At 63.3% G+C, this 20825-nt stretch carries 18 protein-coding genes; 17 read left to right on the top strand and 1 reads right to left on the bottom strand.

Annotated features, from left to right (window positions below):
* Window positions 1-76: 76 nt before the first annotated feature.
* Genes dacB through tilS form a run of 3 tightly spaced genes read left to right on the top strand, consistent with a single transcriptional unit; the run spans window position 77 to window position 3574 of the window.
* Window positions 77-1543, top strand: a complete 1467-nt coding sequence (gene dacB, locus CXR25_RS04805; protein ID WP_096158390.1) for a D-alanyl-D-alanine carboxypeptidase/D-alanyl-D-alanine endopeptidase — start codon at window positions 77-79, stop codon at window positions 1541-1543.
* Window positions 1540-2556 (top strand): zinc-dependent metalloprotease, encoded by a 1017-nt coding sequence (locus CXR25_RS04810; RefSeq protein ID WP_096158953.1) that lies wholly within the window; start codon window positions 1540-1542, stop codon window positions 2554-2556. The genes dacB and CXR25_RS04810 overlap by 4 nt, the downstream gene beginning before the upstream one ends.
* Window positions 2543-3574 carry a tRNA lysidine(34) synthetase TilS gene (tilS, locus tag CXR25_RS04815; protein WP_029417078.1) on the top strand — a complete coding sequence of 344 codons (1032 nt, stop codon included), beginning with the start codon at window positions 2543-2545 and terminating at the stop codon, window positions 3572-3574. Before CXR25_RS04810 ends, tilS begins: the two co-directional genes overlap by 14 nt.
* A 43-nt stretch (window positions 3575-3617) precedes the next feature.
* On the opposite strand, the gene CXR25_RS04820 is transcribed toward tilS, so the two are convergent.
* A complete protein-coding gene (locus CXR25_RS04820) occupies window positions 3618-4853 on the bottom strand; it encodes an amidohydrolase family protein (protein ID WP_226829761.1) in 1236 nt (411 codons plus the stop codon).
* 162 nt (window positions 4854-5015) lie between these two features.
* On the opposite strand from CXR25_RS04820, the gene CXR25_RS04825 reads away from it, so the two are divergent.
* The 14 genes from CXR25_RS04825 (at window position 5016) to CXR25_RS04890 (ending at window position 20762) form a co-directional block, all read left to right on the top strand.
* Entirely contained in the window at window positions 5016-6299 is a 1284-nt protein-coding gene (locus CXR25_RS04825; protein WP_009883400.1) for an MFS transporter, read from the top strand.
* Between the two features lie 47 nt (window positions 6300-6346).
* Complete coding sequence (hpt, locus tag CXR25_RS04830) at window positions 6347-6898, top strand: hypoxanthine phosphoribosyltransferase (RefSeq protein WP_009883401.1); 552 nt, start codon at window positions 6347-6349, stop codon at window positions 6896-6898.
* Window positions 6899-7065: 167 nt separating this feature from the next.
* Window positions 7066-9240 (top strand): ATP-dependent zinc metalloprotease FtsH, encoded by a 2175-nt coding sequence (ftsH, locus tag CXR25_RS04835; protein WP_009883402.1) that lies wholly within the window; start codon window positions 7066-7068, stop codon window positions 9238-9240.
* Window positions 9240-9863, top strand: a complete 624-nt coding sequence (gene folE, locus CXR25_RS04840) for a GTP cyclohydrolase I FolE (protein WP_009883403.1) — start codon at window positions 9240-9242, stop codon at window positions 9861-9863. The genes ftsH and folE overlap by 1 nt, the downstream gene beginning before the upstream one ends.
* A 9-nt stretch (window positions 9864-9872) precedes the next feature.
* A complete protein-coding gene (folP, locus tag CXR25_RS04845) occupies window positions 9873-10757 on the top strand; it encodes a dihydropteroate synthase (RefSeq protein ID WP_069599675.1) in 885 nt (294 codons plus the stop codon).
* Window positions 10754-11680, top strand: coding sequence for a 2-amino-4-hydroxy-6-hydroxymethyldihydropteridine diphosphokinase (gene folK, locus CXR25_RS04850; protein ID WP_096167103.1), 927 nt, complete (start codon window positions 10754-10756; stop codon window positions 11678-11680). Before folP ends, folK begins: the two co-directional genes overlap by 4 nt.
* A 28-nt stretch (window positions 11681-11708) precedes the next feature.
* Complete coding sequence (locus CXR25_RS04855; protein WP_069599676.1) at window positions 11709-12170, top strand: DUF3180 domain-containing protein; 462 nt, start codon at window positions 11709-11711, stop codon at window positions 12168-12170.
* Entirely contained in the window at window positions 12167-12667 is a 501-nt protein-coding gene (locus CXR25_RS04860; protein WP_009884266.1) for a PH domain-containing protein, read from the top strand. The genes CXR25_RS04855 and CXR25_RS04860 overlap by 4 nt, the downstream gene beginning before the upstream one ends.
* Before the next feature lie 2 nt (window positions 12668-12669).
* On the top strand, window positions 12670-14523 hold the full coding sequence (locus tag CXR25_RS04865) for a PH domain-containing protein (protein ID WP_096146640.1): 1854 nt from the start codon (window positions 12670-12672) through the stop codon (window positions 14521-14523).
* Window positions 14520-15425, top strand: coding sequence for a Rossmann-like and DUF2520 domain-containing protein (locus CXR25_RS04870; protein WP_083248673.1), 906 nt, complete (start codon window positions 14520-14522; stop codon window positions 15423-15425). Before CXR25_RS04865 ends, CXR25_RS04870 begins: the two co-directional genes overlap by 4 nt.
* A gap of 117 nt (window positions 15426-15542) precedes the next feature.
* Window positions 15543-17102 (top strand): lysine--tRNA ligase, encoded by a 1560-nt coding sequence (gene lysS / locus CXR25_RS04875; RefSeq protein WP_009884269.1) that lies wholly within the window; start codon window positions 15543-15545, stop codon window positions 17100-17102.
* Window positions 17103-17106: 4 nt separating this feature from the next.
* The gene (locus tag CXR25_RS04880) at window positions 17107-17352 is read left to right on the top strand and encodes a hypothetical protein (protein WP_101557271.1); all 246 of its coding nucleotides are present in this window, start codon (window positions 17107-17109) and stop codon (window positions 17350-17352) included.
* On the top strand, window positions 17318-17656 hold the full coding sequence (locus CXR25_RS04885) for a histone-like nucleoid-structuring protein Lsr2 (protein WP_029417415.1): 339 nt from the start codon (window positions 17318-17320) through the stop codon (window positions 17654-17656). Before CXR25_RS04880 ends, CXR25_RS04885 begins: the two co-directional genes overlap by 35 nt.
* A 553-nt stretch (window positions 17657-18209) precedes the next feature.
* Window positions 18210-20762, top strand: a complete 2553-nt coding sequence (locus tag CXR25_RS04890) for an ATP-dependent Clp protease ATP-binding subunit (RefSeq protein WP_009884271.1) — start codon at window positions 18210-18212, stop codon at window positions 20760-20762.
* Window positions 20763-20825 lie beyond the last annotated feature (63 nt).

The raw sequence follows: 20825 nt of genomic DNA on the forward strand, positions 1-20825 counted from the left end.
GAGCTTACAAGTCCCCACGAACGACAACCACAACGGCTACGGCGAGGACGGCAGCAATGAGAATGAGGGCCCGCGCTTGAACCCGACCCCGGAGCGGAAGAAGTCGAAGCGGTCGAAGAAGGCCGTCGCCGGAATCACGGCAGGCAGCCTTGCTGTACTGCTGGCCGGAGTCGCGGCACTCGACGCCTACGACGTCTTCCCCGAACTCCCGGGAATACTGACCACCGAGCCTGCGATCGAGGTCCAGGACGTCCCCTCACCCCACGCTCAGGGCAAGGACGTGCCCGCACCCGCCTCGGCGCTCGATGATTCTGCACCGGTGCCCACGGCGATCCCAGACGAGGTGGACAAGGTCCTCTCCGACGCCAAGGTCAAGGGCTTCGGCATCGAGATCCGCGACGGTCTCAGCGATGACATCCTCTACGCGAAGAACGAGAACAAACCGCGCACCCCTGCCTCGGTGACGAAGGTCCTCACCGGTTCCGCAGCACTGCTGACGATCGGCGGCGAGAAGCGACTGTCCACGACCACACAGTTCGACCCGGCGACGTCGACGGTGACGCTGCAGGGCGGTGGTGACTCGCTGCTGGGCGCGAGGGAGTCCCAGCCAGGGGCCGTGAACGGTCACGCCGGACTGGCGACGCTGGCCCAGCAGACCGCGGAGTCGCTGAAGAGCCAGAACGTCGCCGAGGTGGCCCTTGACCTGGATACGTCCCGGTACTCGGGCAAGGACTTCAGTCCCGGCTGGGAGCGCGTCGACATCGCCAAGGGCGTGATCACCCCCATCCAGCCGCTGATGATCGACACCGGCTACGTCGGCAGCAAGGACAAGGAATGGCGCGGGCGCAGCGAGCATCCGGCCAAGGACGCCTTCGCCGTGTTCACCAAGGAACTCAAGGCGGCCGGCATCACGGTCTCCAAGGATCCGCAGCCTGCCGATGCCACCGACGATGACGCGCAGACCGGCGATGAGGCGAAGCTCACCGAGCTGGCAGAGGTGGAGTCGGCCACGATCTCCGAGATCGTCGAATACGCCCTCGTGCACAGTGACAACGTCGTCGCCGAGGTCCTCGGCAACGAGGTCGCCATCGCTCAGGGCGAACCGGGCAGCCTCGAAGCCGGCCCGCAGGCTGTGCTCGACGCCCTGTCGGACACTGTGGACCTGGGCCAGACGCACCTCGAGGACACCTCGGGTCTGTCCTATGACAACCAGATCAGTCCGCATGATCTGACGACCATCCTGCAGGCCTCGGTCGTCGCCGATGATTCGCTCTCAGACCTCATCGCCGCGATGCCCGTGGGCGGGCTGACCGGTACGCTCACAGACAGATTCACCAAGGACAGGAACGCAGCCGGAGCCGTGCACGCGAAGACGGGAACACTGTCGACCGTGACCTCACTGGCAGGAGGGGTGCTTGATGCCGATGGACGCTATCTCGTCTTCACCCTGCAGATCGACGACGTGGACAAGGACAAAATATTGGAAGCCAGGAAGACCGTGGACGACATCGTCGCAGCACTCGCGAATTGCGGCTGCCGATGATCGTCGATGAGAGGTTCGCCGCCCGCACAGCCCGCGAACTCGTCCCCGCAGCACGTGTGCCCGACACCGATGAGCTCGATGAGCTGGTCGCCGGGCTCAAAGACAATGCGCTCACAGCCCAGGAACTCGTCGTCGACTCCTTCCTCCTCGACCCGGCCCATGCCGATGACGTGCGCACACGCCTGGGCGCCGGCTCCGTGCTCGTCCTGGACCAGATCGGCTGGATCAAGGCCAACGCCCAGTCGCTCAACGGAATGGTCGACGTCGACTCCCTGCCCGCACCCGTCGGCCCGGGAGCGGCGAAGGCCGCCGCCGTGGAGTTGGCGGGGGTGCTCTCGCTCCTGTCCACACGGGTGCTGGGCCAGTTCGATCCGTTCGCTGTGTCCACTGGCAGGCTGATGTTCGTGGCTCCTGCGGTCCTCATTGCCGAAGAGGCCATGAACGTGAACCCACGCGACTTCCGCATGTGGGTGGCCTTGCACGAGGCCACGCACCAGGTGCAGTTCGCGACCGCACCCTGGCTGCGCGAGCACATGCGCTCCCTGCTCTCCCAGGTCGTCGCGACCCCGCTCAAGGCCCCGGGCATCCGGGGACTAGCCGACGTGTTCTCCACCGTGGGCAAGATCGTCAAGGGCGATGCGAGCATGGTCGACCTGATCCAGGACGAGGGGATGCGCAGCGCCCTCGACGAGGCCTCGGCGATCCTCAGCCTCCTCGAAGGCCACGCCGACGTCGTCATGGATGAGGTCGGCATCGAAGTGATCCCCAGCGTGCGAAAGCTGCGCCGCAAATTCGAGGCCCGCAGGGACGCCGGGCAGGGCGGATTCCTGTCGAACCTGTTGGGCATGAACCTCAAACTCGCCCAGTACCGTGACGGTGCCGCCTTCGTCCGCGCCATCCGCAAAGAAGTCGGACAGACCGGCTTCTCCGTCATCTACGACAGCCCGGAGAACCTGCCGAAGAGCGAGGAGATCCACACCCCGAGCCTGTGGCTGGACCGTGTCCACGGCTGAGGGGCGACCACCTCGGCGGCCGAGCCTCGATCCGGCCAGCGGCACAATCCGCAACTGCGTCCGTGAGGCCCTGGCCCAAGTAGGTGACTCCCCACAGCAGCCAAGCGTCATCGTCGCTGTCTCCGGGGGAGCTGACTCGATGGCGCTGCTGCACGCCTGCGCCTTCCTCCACCGCCGCGGGGAGCTGCGCGCGCGTGCCGTGACCGTTGATCACGGGCTCCAGCCCACATCCGCCGAGGTGGCCCGACGGGTGATCTCGATCGCCGAATCCTGGGGTGTGCCCGCCGAGGTCTCCAGCGTGAACGTTGAGGCCGGCGTCGACGGTCTCGAGGCTGCCGCCCGGGAGGCCCGCTACGACGCTCTTGAGGCCGCACGGTCGGCAGATGGCGCAGATTGGGTGCTGACCGCGCATACCCGAAGCGACCAGGCGGAGACGGTGCTGCTGGGTCTCATGCGCGGTTCGGGCACGAGGTCGCTGGCCGGAATGGCTCTGCGCACCGGGCGGGTGGTCCGCCCCCTCCTCGATGTCGACCGAGCGAGCACCCTCGCCTCGTGTCGGGCTCAGAACATCGAGGTCTGGCACGATCCGATGAATGTCGATGACTCCTTCGCCCGGGTGCGCGCCCGCAGTCTGCTGGAGTCCCTGGAGGCCGATCTGGGCCAGCCGATCACCGCGAACCTGGCGCGCACCGCCGAGCTGTGCCGCGCCGATGCCGACTGCCTCGACGAACTCGCCGAGCCCTCAGCCGCCGCAGTGCGCGGACGCACCGAGGTGCCGTTGAGCGAGGTGGCGGACCTCGAGGATGCGCTGGCCTCCCGCGTCCTCCGCGAGTGGCTGATCTCCCTCGATGTACCCGCCCAGAGCTTCGGTGCCGCCCGCATCAGCGAACTGCTCGCCCTGATCCGCGATCCCGGATCACAGGGTCGCGCACACACCCGACTGTCGCTGCCCGGTGACACCGAGGTCATCATCACCGGCCAGGTCCTGCGCTTTCGACGCGAAGCGAAGGCCGACTGACCCCAGCTCCAGACCGCCTGAATCCAGCCACAGACTGGCTGCCTCAGGCTTCGGCGCCAACCAGTCGACCGTCGGTGGCCACGAGGCGACCGTCCTTGAAGACGTCACGATCGGCAGGGCAGTCCATGATCGCCGAGGTGACCGTGTCGGCGGGAACCAACATGAAGTCCGCCGGCGCACCGATGCCCAGACCAAAGCGGGCATCATCGACCAGTGCCGTTGCATCCGGTCGGGCACCGGCCATCACCTGAGCTCCACCGCGTGAGGCGATGTCGAGGCAGGCCTCGATGTCCTCATCCCGGCGGTAGCCGTTGGTGAACGCCAGCTGCCAGGTCCGGCGCAGAAGGTCACCGTCGCCGTAGGGACTCCAGTAGTCACGCTGCCCGTCCTCACCGAGGCCCATTGCCACCCGATTCTCACGCAGGCCGCGCTGCGGCAGGACACCGTTCTGCGGTGCCACGGTCGTCAGTGAGATGCCCGCCTCGGCGAGGAGATCGACGATTCGTTCGACCTCCGAAGCGGGGTTCGAGCTCAGGGCGAAGGCGTGGGAGATCGTCACCTGTCCCTCCAGGCCCAGGGTCTTCGTGCGGTGAGCGATCTCCTCGACCGTGAACACACCTGCGCTGCCGCGCTCATGCAAGTGGATGTCGATGCCTTTGCCGTGTTTCTCCGCCAGCGCGAAGACGACATCGAGATGGGCGACCGGATCGCGATCGTATTGGAGCGGGTCGAGCCCACCGACCAGGTCGGCGCCTTCGCTCAAAGCCGCGTCGAGCAGGTCCCGCACCCCCTTTTCGGCCACGATGCCCGCCTGCGGGAAGGCCACGATCTGAGAGTCGAGGATCGTGGCATGATCGGCCAGAGCATCTCGGACGCCGAGGAAGCGCTCCAGCCCGCAGTCGGCATCGATCTGAGTGTGCGAACGGATGCGTGTGCCTCCGGAGGCGACGATCTTCGCGATCACGTAGGCGGCCTGGTCGCGGACGCTGCGCTCGCCGCTGCGCCAGTTCTCCCGGTCGTTCATGATGTAGCCGTGCAGAGTGCCGTCCGCCGTGTGGGGGCGGAAGGTCTGACCCATGCGGTTCGAATCGAGATGGGCATGGACGTCGCCGAGGCTGGGCAGCAGCGCCCGGCCGGCACCGTCGATCTCTCCCGCCGAGGTGGTCCCTGAGCTGTGCGGGGTGAACGAGGAGAAGCGCCCGTCCTTGATCTCGACATCGACGGCTTCGGCATCGGCGGTGCGGGGGAAGAGCCGCACATTTCTCAGAATGGTCATCATCGTCCTTCCATATCGGTGGGAACCCTCGGAGTCGGCGGGAACCTTGCTCTTCAAATGGTATACCGTATTCTTGTTTGGTCCGACCCTGCTTGGGCGACGATCCACCGAGTACGGCAGCGGACCCGAAGACCGAGTTCCCCGAGCGTCTGAAAGGATGAGGCAATGACCTCTCAGCCGGAACACAGTCATCGTACGGGGCGGGGCCTCGATGTACTGGCGCTCGCGGCCCTCATTCTCATCGCCTGCTCCCTGCGTCCGGCCGCCTCGTCGTTGGGCCCCGTCCTCTCCGAGGTCCAAGGTGCCTTCGCTCTGGCTGAATGGCAGACGGGGCTGCTCACTGCCCTTCCCGGGCTGATCTTCGCGATCTGCGGATTCATCGCCGTGCCCGTGCTCAAGAAGGTCGGACTGTTCGGATCACTGGTGATGACGTGCGTGCTCATCACAGTGGGCGTGGGAGCCCGGGCTCTCGTCGACGGCTGGCTCAGCTTTGCCGGGCTGACCGTGGTCGCACTGGCCGGAATGTCCATCGGAAACGTCATCCTGCCCGTCTATGTGAAGACGCGCTTTCCCGACCGAACCAACCTCGGCGCCACCGCATTCACCGTCTCCCTGGGGCTGGGTGCAATGTTCCCCGCCTTCCTCACCGCCCCCATCACGGGCCACTTCGACAACTGGCGGGTGGGACTCGGCATCTGGGCCCTCGTACCGGCCTGCGCACTGGTCACCTGGATCATCCTCCGGGCCGCTCGATCTGTGCCCAGCCTCGATCGACCCGGTGGAGACGCACCTGAGGCGGCCCCACCTCGGCGGCACATCTTCACCTCTTCCAAGGCCAGGTACATGGCGATGTTCTTCGGTCTCCAGTCGGTCAACGCCTACGTCCAATTCGGGTGGCTGCCGCAGATCTACCGTGATGCGGGCCTCGACCCGGTGCTGGCCGGACTCATGCTCACGGTCGTCACCCTCGGCGGGATCCCCGGTGGATTCCTCGCCCCGCAGATCATCATGCGCAGCATCCTCCCGCGCTTCTTCCTCGTCAGCTTCGCACTCAGCGCCGTGTGCGGCTACCTCGGGCTGCTCCTCATTCCGACCACCATGCCCATCCTGTGGGCGATCCTCCTGGGCTACGGCGGATTCGCCTTCCCCGCCGCACTCGCCCTCATCACCGGCCGCACCCACGACGTGGCGATCACGGCGCGGACCTCGGCATTCGTGCAGTCCTCGGGCTACGTGCTGGCCGCGATCGGCCCCCTGGCCGTCGGCGGTCTGCTGGGACTCAGCGCCGGATGGACGGTGCCGCTGTGGTTCATGGTCGGTGTCTCCACGCTCATGGGCATCACCGGGTTCCTCGCCGCATCCCCGGGCACGGTCGACGACGAGCTGGTCCCGACAGGCACCCACGGAGTCACAACAGACCCTCGCGGTGGCATGCCGAGGCGGAAGTGAATCATAATGGAGACACACCCCACCCCAAGCGAGGAGAAACGACTGCAGTGGACATCAACGATCTCGGCAATGACATCGAAAAAGTGCTTGTCTCGGAAGAACAGATAGCCGCACGACTCGTTGAACTGGCAACCGCCATCGATGAAGACTACAAGGGCAAGGACATTCTCCTCGTCGGTGTCCTCAAAGGTGCCGTCATGGTCATGGCGGACCTGGCCCGTGCGATCCACTCGCCGGTCACCATGGACTGGATGGCCGTCTCCTCCTACGGTTCGGGAACCAAATCCTCCGGTGTCGTGCGCATCCTCAAGGACCTCGACACGGATCTCTCGGATCGCCACGTGCTCATCGTCGAGGACATCATCGACTCAGGCCTGACCCTGTCCTGGCTGGTCCAGAACCTGCGCTCACGTGGAGCAGCGACCGTCGAGATCTGCACGATGCTGCGGAAACCAGAAGCCGTCAAGGTCGACATCGACGTCAAGTACATCGGCTTCGATGTGCCCAACGAATTCGTCATCGGCTACGGACTCGACTACGCGGAGAAGTACCGCAACGTTCCGTTCGTCGCCACTCTGGCTCAGCACGTCTACAGCTGAACCCAACGCATGAGCGTTCCGCGCATTGGCTGAGAGCTCGCTGCACCCGGGAACAAAACCGGGTGCATTCGAGCTATGTCAGTGCGAGGTATTAGGCTGTGGGGGATGTTCCCAGGCAGCCTCGGTAGCCTGAACAGGTTGCCCACATCTTTTTCCTGAGAGGACTTATGGCCGAGTCGAATAAGCGTCGCCCACTGCTCAACAAGGCGACGAAAGGCCCATTGGTCTGGATCGTTCTGGCACTCCTCGTAGTGTCCATTGGTGCTCTGCTCTTCAGCCGAGTCGGATTCAGCCAGATCGACACCCAGAAGGGTCTCGAGCTTCTCCAAGACGACAAGGTCGAACAGGCGAAGATCGTCGACAAGGATCAGCGCGTCGACCTGACCCTCAAGGACGACCTCACCATCGACGACCAGGACTTCGGCAAGAAGGTCCAGTTCTTCTACGTGGAGCAGCGTGGAGAGCAGATCGTCAAGGCCGTGGACTCGGCCGAGCCCAGCAAGGGCTACACCGACGAGGTGCCCAAGCAGAGCTGGCTCATGTCCCTGCTGGGAACTCTGATCCCCTTCGTCATCATCTTCGTTGTCTTCTGGTTCCTCATCTCGCAGATGTCGGGCGGGAAGATGATGAACTTCGGCAAATCGAAGGCGAAGCTGGTCAACAAGGAGAATCCGGACGTCACCTTCAAGGACGTCGCCGGAGTCGACGAGGCTCTCGAAGAGCTCGAAGAGATCAAGGAGTTCCTGGCCGAACCGGAGAAGTTCAAAGCCGTCGGTGCCAAGATCCCCAAGGGTGTCCTCCTCTACGGTCAGCCCGGTACCGGTAAGACCCTGCTCGCGAAGGCTGTGGCCGGTGAAGCAGGCGTTCCCTTCTACTCGATCTCTGGTTCGGACTTCGTTGAAATGTACGTCGGTGTCGGCGCCTCACGTGTGCGCGACCTGTTCGAGCAGGCCAAGACCAACGCCCCCTGCATCATCTTCATCGATGAGATCGACGCCGTCGGCCGCCAGCGCGGTGCCGGCATGGGCGGCGGCCACGACGAGCGCGAGCAGACACTCAACCAGCTTCTGGTCGAAATGGACGGCTTCGACGTCAAGACCAACGTCATCCTCATCGCCGCGACCAACCGTCCCGACGTGCTCGACCCCGCACTTCTGCGCCCCGGCCGCTTCGACCGTCAGATCCCTGTCGAGGCCCCGGACATGAAGGGCCGTGAGCACATCCTCGAGGTCCACTCCGAAGGCAAACCGCTCGCGGACGATGTGGACCTGGGACAGATCGCCAAACGCACTCCCGGCTTCTCCGGTGCTGACCTGGCCAACGTCCTCAACGAGGCAGCCCTGCTGACCGCGCGTGAGAACTCGAAGGTCATCGACAACCGCATCCTCGATGAGGCCATCGACCGCGTCATCGCCGGACCGCAGAAGCGGACCCGTCTGATGAACGACAAAGAACGCCTCATCACCGCCTACCACGAGGGCGGACACGCCCTGGTGGCTGCGGCGATGAACCAGACCGACCCGGTCACCAAGGTCACGATCCTGCCTCGCGGTCGAGCCCTGGGCTACACAATGGTCATGCCGAGCGAGGACAAGTACTCCACGACCCGCAACGAACTCCTCGACCAGCTGGCCTACGCCATGGGCGGCCGAGTCGCCGAGGAAGTCGTCTTCCACGACCCCACCACCGGTGCCAGCAACGACATCGAGAAGGCGACGAACATCGCCCGCAAGATGGTCACCCAATACGGCATGAGCGACAAACTGGGCATGGTCAAGATCGGCGATGACCAGGGCGAACCATTTGCCGGACGCGGCTACGGCGGGGGAGACGAGTACGGTGACGCAACGCTGTCCTCGATCGACCGTGAGGTAAGAGAGATCATCGACGCAGCCCACGCCGACGCCTACTGGGCGCTGACGCACAACCGCGACGTTCTCGACGACCTCGCCTACCAGCTGCTCGAGCGAGAGACCCTCGATCAGGCGGCTTTGGCTGAGATCTTCACCCCCATCGTCAAGCGCCCCACACGCGATGTGTGGCTGGCCAACGATGAACGTCCGGTATCCGAACGCGGCCCGATCGATCCGCCGGCACCGCTCAGCGGCGACCGCAGCGGCAAGGGCCACGGCAACTCGGAAGTCGACACCACCGACGTACCGGGCGCCGGTCCGACGGGTGTGAACGGACCTCACGTTCCGCACAACCCCACGGGTCCGATCAACCCCAATGATCCGACCGGACCGACCGGTCCACACGGCGCACCCGGCACCGGTCCTGAGGGTCCGACGAATCCAGGTGGCCCGAACAATTCCGACGGCGGCAGGGAGAGCGGCTACTGATGTCTGAGCTCGAAGGGGTACCGGAGATCCTCGGTGAGGCGCCTGCCGGTACCGGCAACAAGGTCGATCAGGCGAGGATCGCCGCCGCAGTGCGTGAGATCCTCATCGCCGTCGGCGAGGATCCAGATCGTGAAGGTCTGGTCGAGACCCCGGACAGGGTCGCGCGTGCCTATGAAGAGGTCTTCGCCGGGCTCCACCGGGACCCAGCCGAGGTGCTGGGCGTAACGTTCGACATCAGTCACGAGGAGATGGTCCTCGTGCGCGACATCGACCTGTACTCGACGTGCGAACACCACCTGGTGCCGTTCCACGGAGTCGCTCACATCGGCTACATCCCGAGCAAGAACGGCAAGGTCACAGGGCTGTCCAAACTGGCACGGCTGGTTGAGATCTATGCTCGTCGGCCCCAGGTCCAGGAGCGGCTGACGACTCAGATCGCCGATGCGCTCGTCGAACACCTCGAGCCGCAGGGCGCGATCGTCGTCGTCGAGGCAGAACATCTGTGCATGACCATGCGAGGAGTCCGCAAGCCGGGCGCCTCGACCATCACCTCGGCGGTGCGCGGGCAGCTGCGCGAGACGGCATCGCGAGCAGAAGCCATGAGTCTGATCCTCCGGAGGTAGAGGTCTCACATGCCCACACCGGAACGTACCAAGATCATGGGCGTACTCAATGTCACGCCCGACTCCTTCTCAGACGGCGGTCGCTACTTCGACCACGACTCGGCCATCGCCCACGGCCTCGAACTGCTGGATTCCGGCGCCGACATCATCGACGTCGGCGGCGAGTCCACCCGCCCGGGCTCTGTTCGCGTCGATGAGGCCGAAGAGCTGCGCCGCGTCGTTCCCGTCATCCGTGAGCTGGCAGCAGCGGGGGCGACCATCAGCGTCGACACCATGCGAGCCACGGTCGCCGAGGCGTCACTGAATGCCGGCGCCCACATCATCAACGACGTCTCAGCCGGACTCTCCGATCCGACGATGCTGGCCGTTGCCTCGGAGACAGCTGCCCCCGTCGTGCTCATGCACTGGCGCGGGTACCTCGATCGCGCATCGGCGTCCTTCCACTACGACGATGTCGTCGCCGAGGTGATCGCGGAGCTGAAGACGAGAATCGACGAAGCCGTGGCCGTCGGGGTGAAGCTGGAGAACATCATCCTCGATCCCGGCCTGGGGTTTTCGAAGAACGCCGAACACAACTGGCAGATCCTCGCGGCCCTCGACGAATTCGCGAACCTGGATCACCGTCTCCTCGTCGCGGCCAGCCGCAAACGATTCATCTCCACCCTGCTCTCCCCGGAGGATCCGAAACTCGCCGAGGAATCGGCGAAGGATCAGGCCACTGCCGCGATCTCGGCGCTGTCGGCCAAAGCTGGAGCATGGGCGGTACGGGTTCACGAACCCACCACCTCGGCGATCGCTGCCAAGGTCCTCGACGCCGTGAACTCACATGCCTCGACTGAAGCCTCAGAAGCCTCAGAATCCTCTGAGGCCTCCTTGGACGAGGGCCGAGCATGAGCGGTCAACGGGATCGAATTGAGCTGCGTGGCCTGACCGTGCGCGGCAACCATGGGGTCTTCGACTTCGAGAAGCGTGAGGGTCAGGACTTCGTCATCGATGTCACCCTGCACACCTCGGTGTCCCGAGCCGCTGCCAGCGACGACATCGTGGACACGATCCACTACGGGGAACTGGCCGAGGACGTTGCACACATCGTGGAGGACAACACCTTCGACCTCATCGAGACCCTGGGGTCGACGATCGCTGATCACTGTCTGACCCTTGCCGAATACGTCGAGGTCGTCGTCCACAAACCCGGCGCCCCGATTGAACGCAGCTTCAACGACGTCAGCGTCACCGTCAACCGCTCCCGCAACGATGCCGAGGTCAGTGCCACCCCACCAGGGGGAGTGGTCGGTGGAACCGCACCGGGCGAGCACGAGGCATACCTCAATCTGGGGGCCAACCTCGGCGACGCTGCGGACACGCTCGACCAGGCGGTTGCCGCGCTCGACCGGCACCCCAAGATCGCGGTGCGGAGGCGATCGTCGCTATACCGCACCGCGCCTTGGGGCGGAGTCGAACAGAACGACTTCCTCAACCTGGGACTCATCGTGACCACCAGCCTTCCCGCCGCCGAGCTCTTGGCTGTGGCGCAGGGAATCGAGGTCGCCTGCGGACGGACCCGAGAACTGCGGTGGGGGCCGCGGACCCTCGACATCGATCTGATTCGCTTCGTCACCGACAACGGTGAGGTCGTGCTCGACACCGAAGCACTGACACTGCCGCATCCGCGGGCACACGAACGAGCCTTCGTCCTCGCCCCCTGGGCCGAACTCGACGAGAATGTGGAAATTCTCACGCCCACCGGTCCGCAGCCGATCGCTGCGGTCCTCGCCGAGCTGGGAGACCAGGAAATCACGCGAATCCCGGCACCATAAGTGCCCAGGGTTTGAGAGACTTGGAGCTATGCAGCGAACTTCGTCGGGCACTCTCGTCATCTGGGCCGTCATCGGTGCGGTGCTGGCGCCGGTGGTCGACGTTCTGCTCGAAAGCCAAGGGTTCTCCCTGCCGGGACTGCCCTGGTTCGCCATCATCGGGATGCTCATTCTCGCTGCGGTCCTGCTGGTCCTGGGCTGGCCGATCAAGAAGTGGAACGAAGGCGACCGCACCAAAGAGATCGACTCGCTGCAAGCAGCCCGCGTAGCTGTCATGGCCAAGGCCAGCGCCCTGACAGGGGCAGGATTAGCCGGATGGTATATGGGAAATGCGGCCTACTATTTCCTGTCAGCACCGGGCATCCGCAATGATTTGGCGGCAGGTATGCTTTTCGCTATGGTGTCAGCCGCAGCGTTGATGATCGTCGGCCTGATCGTCGAGAGCTTCTGCGCACTGCCCCCTCAAGACCCACCAGGAGCTGAAGCAGCATGAGCCGCGAATTCAACTATCTGTCCGGAACAGATGCCGACTTCAACAGGGTCAGCCCCAAATACGGAGTAAAGGAGACGATCGCGACACTGACGATCCTCGTTCCGATGATCATCGTGGCACTCGTCTTCGCCATCATCTTCACCTCCGAGGTGCCATGGCTGCATGCGATCTGGGCCGTGCTCGTGGCATTCACCGTCTTCCTCATCGTCATCACCCTCCGCCAGGCCAAGGCCATCGGCTACGCGGAGAGGGCAGATGACCTCCTCATCCGGCGAGGAATCATGTTCCACAAAGCCACGGTCGTCCCGTATGGCCGACTGCAGTTCGTCGACGTGGATGCCGGGCCCATCGATCGGATGTTCGGCCTGGCCACCGTGAAGCTGCACACCGCCTCGGCGTCCACAGACGCCACCATTCCGGGTCTGCCCCGGGCAGAGGCCGATCGCCTGCGCGACAGCCTCGCCGGCCTGGGCCAGGCCAACTTGGCAGGACTGTGACCATGGCCGAGGAAGGATCGAACGACGAACCAGCTGACCACGGTGCTGCGGAGCCCGACCACGGTGGTGTGACAGCTGACCACGGTGCCGCCGCACCCGAGGTGTGGCACCGGGTCCATCCGCTGACGCCGATTCTTGAGAGCCTCGGCGTGCTCGTGGGTATCTTCATCGCCGCCGCCTACGGTCTGCAGAACTTCATGCAGACCGCCATCGAGGACCTGGCCAGGGGCGATGGTGTGGATCTGGGGTTCGCCGGTTGGCTGCGCAGCCATCCCCTCGTCATCCTCGGCGTGGTCGGTGGACTCATCCTCATCCTCCTCATCACCGCGCTCTTCAGCTGGATGGCGTGGAAGGTCATGGGCTATCGAATCGATTCCGAAGCCATCTACTATCGGCGCGGTCTGCTGTCGAAGAAGCTGCGTAAGGCCCGACTCGACCGGGTGCAGTCGATCGACCTGCAGCAGAAGCTTCTGCCCAGGATTCTGGGAATGGCGGAACTCGTCTTCGATGTCGCCGGTGGAACCGATTCCAATATCTCCCTGAAGTACCTGTCGAAGAAGCGTGCGGAAACCTTGCGCGATGAGCTCCTCTCCGCCGTCCGCGCGAAGAAGCAGGGCGCCCAGCAGGGTACGACAACCTCAACCGCGGGACAGTCCGCCGAGGTGGCGTCAACGTCCGCTCCAGGCATCGTCAATGCGCCCGCGGTAGATCCCTCGGCAGATCCCTCGGCTGGTTCCAGTGAGACGGGTGCTGTCTCCGGCATCGCCGGTGAGCCTGCCCTCGATCGCACCGTGCCCGAACGTCGCGATGACAGCATCGGCGTACGCCTGAGCAAACGCCTCGGGTCCCTGGCCGATGGCGCTTCACACGAGGCAGAGTCGAGCATCAACGAACTCCTGGCTCCCTACCAGGTCTCTGCCAACGTCAACGAGGAAGGCGAGATCATCCGGGTGCCAGTGCACCGGGTCGTGGTCTCGTCATTGCTGAAGTCGGAGACGATCATCTCGCTCCTCGTCGTCCTCCTCGTCATCGGAGTGTCGATCGCCTTGCTCGTCTTGGGCCTGACCGAGGCATTCATCCCGATGATCGTCGCAGTCATCCCCGGCCTCTTCACGGCGTTCTCGGCCTTCAGGAAGAACCTGGACAACGCGAACTTCGTGGTCAAGCTGGGAGAGAACGGACTGGCTGTCAACCACGGACTCGTCTCCACCTCCCGCAAGGTCATTCCCCTCGACCGACTGCAGGCCGTCTGCCTCCACCAGCCTCTGCTGTGGCGGAAGGCCGGATGGTGGAAGGTCGAATTCAACATCGCCAGCGCCGGCGGTTCCGGTGAGTCCAACATCCTCCTGCCCGTCGGTGACATCGACCAGGCACTGCTCATGGTCGGCCTCGCACTGCCCGAGCCGCAGCTGCCGGACGACATCAGCGCAGCGACCCTGGTGCGCTCTGCCATGTATGACCGCAAGTCCGAGGACCCACAGGCGGGGAGGGCAGAAGAACTCTTCCACGGCCAACCGCGTTCCTCACGACTCATCGATCCATTGGTGTGGAAGCGGCGAGCCTACGCGGTGACCGGTTCCCTCCTCGTGCTGCGCATGGGAGTACTCGACCGTCGCGTCGACTTCGTGCCCCACGTGAGGGTGCAATCGATGAGCTACCACCAGGGCCCGCTCATGCGCTCGTTGGGTCTGGGCACGGTCGCCGTGCACTCCACGGCCGGACCCATCGACCCCCGAGTCACCCACCAGAGCGTCGATGAGGCGAAGCAGTTCTTCAGCGAACATTCCGAACGCACTCGACTTGCGCGGCAACGCTACGACGAGGAAGCCCGCACAGCCAAGGAAGGCAGACTATGAGCCACCCGGGAATGAACCAGGACGACGCCCCTCGCCTGGGGATCGGCATCATCGGGTGCGGAAAGGTCGGGGCGACCATCGGAGCCGCCTGGCGAGATGCCGGTCACGCGATCATCGGTGTCAGTGCCACCTCGGCGGCGAGCCTGCAGCGAGCAGAGGAGATGCTCCCAGGCGTACCGGTCCTGCCCCCGGACGACATCGCAGACCGTGCCGAGCTTCTTCTCTTCGCCGTCCCCGACGATGAGATCGAATCCCTCGTCAGCGGTCTGGTGAAGGTCTCCAAGATCCATTCCGGACAGATCCTCGTCCACTGCTCGGGCCGGTATGGAACCGATGTCCTCGAAGCCGGGACCAGCCTCGGCGCCCTGCCGATCGCCCTGCACCCATCACTGTCCTTCACCGGCACCGCCGTCGATTTGGCGCGGCTGCGACAGTCGACGATTGCCGTCACCGCGCCGGCACCGATCCGCCCGGTCGGACAGGCACTGGTCGTCGAGATGGGAGCCGAACCCATCGATGTGGCCGAGGCAGACAGGCCCCTGTACCACGCGGCCATCACCCACGCCTCGAATCACACGATCACGATCATCAGCGAAGCCATGGAGATGCTCGCCGAGGCGGGGGTGAGTGACCCTTCACGTGTGCTCACAGCCCTCGTTGATGCGAGCGTGACGAACACCCTGCAGAACGGGTCGAAGGCACTGACCGGGCCCGTCAGCCGCGGCGACGTGGGCACAGTGAGCGCGCACCTGGCGGCATTGAGTGAGTTCAGTCTCAACGTGTCGAACCCGTCCGCGCGCAACAGCTACATTGCTCTGGCCAGATCCACCACGGCCAAGGCTCTGGGCCTGGGACGCATCACGGACTCACAGGCGCAGGAGATCCTGTCCCGGCTGGACTGACTGCCAGAGTGGACAGAACGCCGGATCGGACTGAACGCCGGATCGGACTGACCATCGGCGGGGTCGGTGCTCGGCCCGAATTCCCCCGGGGGCCGCGCTCACGGTAACCTTGACGGTATGGCAGATACCGAGTCGAACACGCCCGAAAACGCAGACCTTTCACCCGAACATCTCGATCCTGAGCAGATCCGGATCCGAAAGGAAAAGCGCCAGCGGCTCTTGGACTCCGACACCGAAGCCTATCCGGTCGGAATTCCGCGCACGCATACTCTGGCCGAGGTCCATGCCAGCCACGACGGGCTGGAAGCCGGGGACGAAACCGAGGACATCGTCGGCGTCGTCGGCCGTGTCGTATTTGTGAGGACCACCGGCAAGCTCTGCTTCGTGACCCTGCAGGCAGGAGACGGAACCCGTCTCCAGGGCATGCTGTCCCTGCGTGAAGTGGGGGAGGAGCGCCTCGGCGACTTCAAGACCGACGTCGACCTGGGCGACTTCCTGTTCATCCATGGCAAGGTCATCAAGTCAAAGCGCGGCGAACTCTCTGTGCTCGCCGATTCCTGGTCGATGGCCAGCAAGGCGCTGCGCCCGTTGCCGGGCCTGCACACCGAGCTCGCCGAGGACACTCGTGTGCGCCAGCGCTACCTTGATCTGATCACCCGCGAGGAAGCACGGAAGACCATGCTGACGCGGGCCGAGGTCATGTCGTCCCTGCGTCGTACCTTCGCGGGACAGGACTTCGTCGAGATCGAGACTCCGATGCTCCAGTTCATGCACGGCGGGGCCGCGGCTCGACCGTTCAAGACACACATGAACGCCTACGACATCGATATGTACCTGCGCATCGCGCCGGAGCTCTTCCTCAAGCGTGCAATCGTCGGCGGCATCGAGAACGTCTTCGAGATCAACCGCAACTTCCGCAACGAAGGTGCCGACTCCACTCACTCACCTGAGTTCGCGATGCTCGAGGCCTACCAGTCCTACGGCGACTACCACTCGATCGCAGACCTGACGAAGACGCTGGTCCAGAACGCCGCACAGGAGGCCACCGGATCCCTCGTCGTGAAGCTCGAGGACGGTGAGGACTACGACTTCGGTGGAGACTGGCCCGTCGTCAGCATGTACGAGACGCTGTCGGCAGAATCAGGAGTCGAGGTCACTCCGGAGACCGGACTCGACGTCCTCGACAAAATCGCTGCCGACAACAACGTCGATCTGGGCGGAGTCTTCCGCTCACACGGAAAATACGTTGAAGAGCTGTGGGAGCACTTCTACCAGGACAAGCTGTGGGCACCGACCTTCGTCACCGACTTCCCCGTCGACACCTCACCTCTGGTCCGCGAGCACCGGACCAAGAAGGGCGTCGTGGAGAAATGGGATCTCTACGTCCGCGGGTTCGAACTGGCCACCGGCTATTCCGAGCTCGTCGATCCGGTCATCCAGCGTGAACGCTTCGAAGCACAGGCAGCCGACGCGGCCAAGGGTGACGAGGAAGCAATGGGCCTTGACGAAGAATTCCTCACAGCCATGGAACACGGAATGCCGCCGACCGGCGGTATGGGAATGGGACTTGATCGCCTGCTCATGGCTTTGACCGGCCTGGGAATTCGAGAAACGATTCTCTTCCCATTCACGAAGCCAATTGCCTCCGGTAATACGGAAATGGCTGAGGAGGGTTGAGCACATGATGGATCTGCTGAAGGCTCTATTGCCGTCGATCTGCGTAGCATTGCTGTTTTGGTACGTAATGAGAAACATCTTGCGTGCGGACCGCACCGAACGCGAACAGATCGATAAATACTATGCAGAGCAAGAAGTTAGCGAATTAGGCGATAATCATGAATCGGATGTTAAGCTGACTTCGTCAAATACATCAGATTATGAAAAGAGTGAACATGGCAAGGGAGATGCGACTCGTTCTCACGGATGATTTCGATGGCTCGGAGGCGTCGGAGACCGTGCGTTTCAGCCTCGACCAGGGTACCTACGAACTCGAACTGTCGACAGAAAATGCCGAAAAGCTCCGTGAAACGTTCGCTCCGTTCATCGCCAAGGCTCGCCGGGTAGCCAACCCCGGTGGTCGTGGGCGTCGCGCAGGATCCAGCTCAGCTGCCGGTCCGAAGCGGGACACCGCCAAGATTCGCGAATGGGCACAGGCAAACGGTTACCAGCTGGGTGATCGCGGTCGTATTCCGCTTGAAATCGTTCAGGCATATGAAGCTGCAGAGAGCTGAACCGATCGGATTCAGTTACAGCCGATAAACGAGGCGGTACAGCGAATCGAACTTCATTGATTCACTAATCGCTTCCTGAAGGGCCAACGGTTCATCCGTTGGTCCTTCAGCATTTCCGCCGACAATTCCTGCCTGCCGGGAAAGTCACTTCAAGGCAGACTCCAATCGTTCCGGAGGAATGCAGTCTCACTCAGAGAATTCTCAGCGCAGCTGATTGATAAAGAGGATCAGTCATTCAGGTCGTCGCCAGAGTGAAGCCTGCCGGATAGGACTGATTACTCAATTTCAACTCTCGGTATTCGAGGAGTATCTCGATTTCTCGGGGGAGTTCTCCAATGGAACTGAGGCAACTCGAGCCACCTCATCGTCACGCAGTCGAAAAGAGCACAGAGACTCCGGTTTGGTCGATGGTGAGTTGGGCAGACGAGCACTGAAGGCACGAACCCGGAATTTCGCCCACAGCCAAACGGTTTCGGCTGATGGCGAAACGTGCAATAGATCGTGGCCAATGGTCGTTAGGCTCTAAAGAATAACAAGACCGAGGAGGGTGAATATGTTCGAGCGGTTCACTGACCGAGCACGCCGAGTGGTAGTGCTTGCCCAGGAAGAAGCCAAACTACTCAAACATAACTACATCGGAACCGAGCACATCCTGCTCGGCCTGATCCACGAGGGTGAAGGCCTGGCAGCCAAAGCACTCGAGGGAATGGACATCTCTCTCGAGCAGGTGCGCGACCAAGTCCAGGAGATCATCGGACAGGGGCAGCAGGCACCGAGCGGGCACATCCCGTTCACTCCGCGTGCGAAGAAGGTCCTTGAGCTCAGCCTCCGTGAGGCTCTGCAGCTGGGACACAGCTACATCGGCACCGAGCACATTCTGCTGGGTCTGATCCGCGAGGGTGAAGGCGTTGCCGCACAGGTGCTCGTCAAGCTGGGCGCCGACCTGGGGCGTGTCCGTCAGGAAGTCATCAAGCTTCTGTCGGGCTACCAGGGCAAAGAGCCCGTCTCTGCGGGCGGACGCGAGGAGGGAACCCCCTCCGGTTCGCTGGTCCTCGACCAGTTCGGAACGAACCTGACTGCAGCCGCACGCGAGGGCACTCTCGACCCGGTCATCGGCCGACACGAGCAGATGCAGCGCGTGATGCAGATTCTGTCCCGACGGACTAAGAACAACCCTGTCCTCATCGGTGAACCCGGTGTCGGCAAGACCGCAGTCGTCGAGGGACTCGCCCTGGCAATCGTCAACGGCGAGGTCCCGGAGATCCTTGAGGACAAGCAGCTCTACACCTTGGACCTCGGTTCACTGGTGGCAGGCTCCCGCTACCGCGGTGACTTCGAGGAACGTCTGAAGAAGGTCCTCAAGGAGATTCGCACACGCGGCGACATCATCCTGTTCATCGACGAGATCCACACACTCGTGGGTGCCGGCGCTGCAGAGGGCGCCATCGACGCTGCTTCGATCCTCAAACCCATGCTGGCTCGTGGAGAACTGCAGACGATCGGTGCGACGACTCTTGACGAGTACCGCAAGCACATCGAGAAGGATGCCGCCCTCGAGCGTCGGTTCCAGCCGATTCAGGTTCCCGAACCGTCGTTGGCACACTCGATCGAGATCCTCAAGGGACTGCGCGACAAGTACGAAGCGCACCACAAGGTCACGATCACCGAGGGTGCACTTTCGGCCGCTGTGAACATGTCCGACCGCTACGTCAACGACAGGTACCTGCCGGACAAGGCGATCGACCTCATCGACGAAGCAGGTGCCAAACTGCGCATCTCGCGTCTGTCGGTGCCGCAGGAGATCCGTGACCTGGAGGAGAAGATTCTCGAGGCTCGGCATCGCAAGGAAGCTGCCATCGATGCTCAGGACTTCGAGCTCGCAGCGTCCGAGCGTGACTCCGAGATGAAGCTGCAGCAGGACAAGGACGAACAGACGGAGGCTTGGCGCAAGAGCGGCAAGGACACCTCTGCCGTGGTTGACGCGGAACTGATCGCCGAGGTGCTGGCAGCTGCCACAGGCATTCCGATCTTCAAGCTCACCGAGGAAGAGTCCTCGCGTCTGCTGCGGATGGAAGACGAACTGCACAAGCGCATCATCGGTCAGGACGACGCAGTCAAGTCGATCTCCCGTGCGATCCGGCGGACCCGTGCGGGTCTGAAGGATCCGAAGCGCCCCTCCGGCTCGTTCATCTTCGCTGGCCCCACAGGCGTCGGCAAGACCGAGCTGGCGAAGGCTCTGTCGGAGTTCCTGTTCGGTGACGAGGATTCGCTCATCAGCCTGGACATGTCGGAGTACTCGGAGAAGCACACCGTGTCCCGACTCTTCGGTTCTCCGCCCGGCTATGTGGGCTACGAAGAGGGCGGCCAGCTGACGGAGAAGGTCCGTCGCAAACCGTTCTCAGTGGTCCTCTTCGACGAGGTGGAGAAGGCTCACTCGGACATCTTCAACTCCCTGTTGCAGATTCTCGAGGATGGCCGTCTGACCGACTCGCAGGGTCGTGAGGTGGACTTCAAGAACACCATCATCATCATGACCACCAACCTGGGTACTCGAGACATCTCGAGTGGCCTGCAGCTGGGCTTCCAGGTTGAGGGCAACACGAACAACAATTACGAGCGCATGAAGCAGAAGGTCAACGAGGAGCTCAAGCAGCACTTCCGCCCCGAGTTCCTCAACCGTGTCGATGACACGATCGTCTTCCCTCAGCTGAACAAGGAAGAGATTCTGCAGATCGTCGACCAGTTCCTGGCACGTCTGGACGCCCGTCTGGCCGATCAGGGCATGAAGGTCGAAGTCAGCGATGCGGCGAAGAGCCTGCTGGCCGACCGTGGCTACGATCCGGTCTTGGGTGCTCGTCCGCTGCGTCGGACGATCCAGCTCGAGATCGAAGACCACCTGTCCGAGAAGATCCTGTTCAAGGAGATCGGCAGCGGTCAGACCATCAAGGTCGACGTCAAGGGAGAAGGCAAGGAAGCGGAATTCACGTTCGAAGGCGTGGAGACCGAAAGCATTGCCGCCAGCGGTCCGGATGACTCCGGTTCCGGTGGAGAACTCGCTGGTGCCGGTTCGTCCGGTGGCAGCGGATCGGGAAGCTCTACTTCCTGATCTTCTCCTGGAGCACTGAAGGAGCCCGGGGACACAGCAGCAGCTGAGTCCCCGGGCTTTTTC

The organism is Brevibacterium aurantiacum, assembly GCF_003932995.1.
In the GTDB taxonomy this organism is placed as follows: Bacteria; Actinomycetota; Actinomycetes; order Actinomycetales; family Brevibacteriaceae; genus Brevibacterium; species Brevibacterium aurantiacum.

What these genes read in the sequence shown, in the direction of transcription:
- CXR25_RS04810 (WP_096158953.1), top strand. Translation starts at nt 1,540, where the DNA reads ATGATCGTCGATGAGAGGTTCGCCGCCCGCACAGCCCGCGAACTCGTC.
- CXR25_RS04820 (WP_226829761.1), bottom strand. Translation starts at nt 4,853, where the DNA reads ATGATGACCATTCTGAGAAATGTGCGGCTCTTCCCCCGCACCGCCGAT.
- CXR25_RS04825 (WP_009883400.1), top strand. Translation starts at nt 5,016, where the DNA reads ATGACCTCTCAGCCGGAACACAGTCATCGTACGGGGCGGGGCCTCGAT.
- ftsH (WP_009883402.1), top strand. Translation starts at nt 7,066, where the DNA reads ATGGCCGAGTCGAATAAGCGTCGCCCACTGCTCAACAAGGCGACGAAA.
- folE (WP_009883403.1), top strand. Translation starts at nt 9,240, where the DNA reads ATGTCTGAGCTCGAAGGGGTACCGGAGATCCTCGGTGAGGCGCCTGCC.
- folP (WP_069599675.1), top strand. Translation starts at nt 9,873, where the DNA reads ATGCCCACACCGGAACGTACCAAGATCATGGGCGTACTCAATGTCACG.
- folK (WP_096167103.1), top strand. Translation starts at nt 10,754, where the DNA reads ATGAGCGGTCAACGGGATCGAATTGAGCTGCGTGGCCTGACCGTGCGC.
- CXR25_RS04855 (WP_069599676.1), top strand. Translation starts at nt 11,709, where the DNA reads ATGCAGCGAACTTCGTCGGGCACTCTCGTCATCTGGGCCGTCATCGGT.
- CXR25_RS04860 (WP_009884266.1), top strand. Translation starts at nt 12,167, where the DNA reads ATGAGCCGCGAATTCAACTATCTGTCCGGAACAGATGCCGACTTCAAC.
- CXR25_RS04865 (WP_096146640.1), top strand. Translation starts at nt 12,670, where the DNA reads ATGGCCGAGGAAGGATCGAACGACGAACCAGCTGACCACGGTGCTGCG.
- CXR25_RS04870 (WP_083248673.1), top strand. Translation starts at nt 14,520, where the DNA reads ATGAGCCACCCGGGAATGAACCAGGACGACGCCCCTCGCCTGGGGATC.
- lysS (WP_009884269.1), top strand. Translation starts at nt 15,543, where the DNA reads ATGGCAGATACCGAGTCGAACACGCCCGAAAACGCAGACCTTTCACCC.
- CXR25_RS04880 (WP_101557271.1), top strand. Translation starts at nt 17,107, where the DNA reads ATGATGGATCTGCTGAAGGCTCTATTGCCGTCGATCTGCGTAGCATTG.
- CXR25_RS04885 (WP_029417415.1), top strand. Translation starts at nt 17,318, where the DNA reads ATGGCAAGGGAGATGCGACTCGTTCTCACGGATGATTTCGATGGCTCG.
- CXR25_RS04890 (WP_009884271.1), top strand. Translation starts at nt 18,210, where the DNA reads ATGTTCGAGCGGTTCACTGACCGAGCACGCCGAGTGGTAGTGCTTGCC.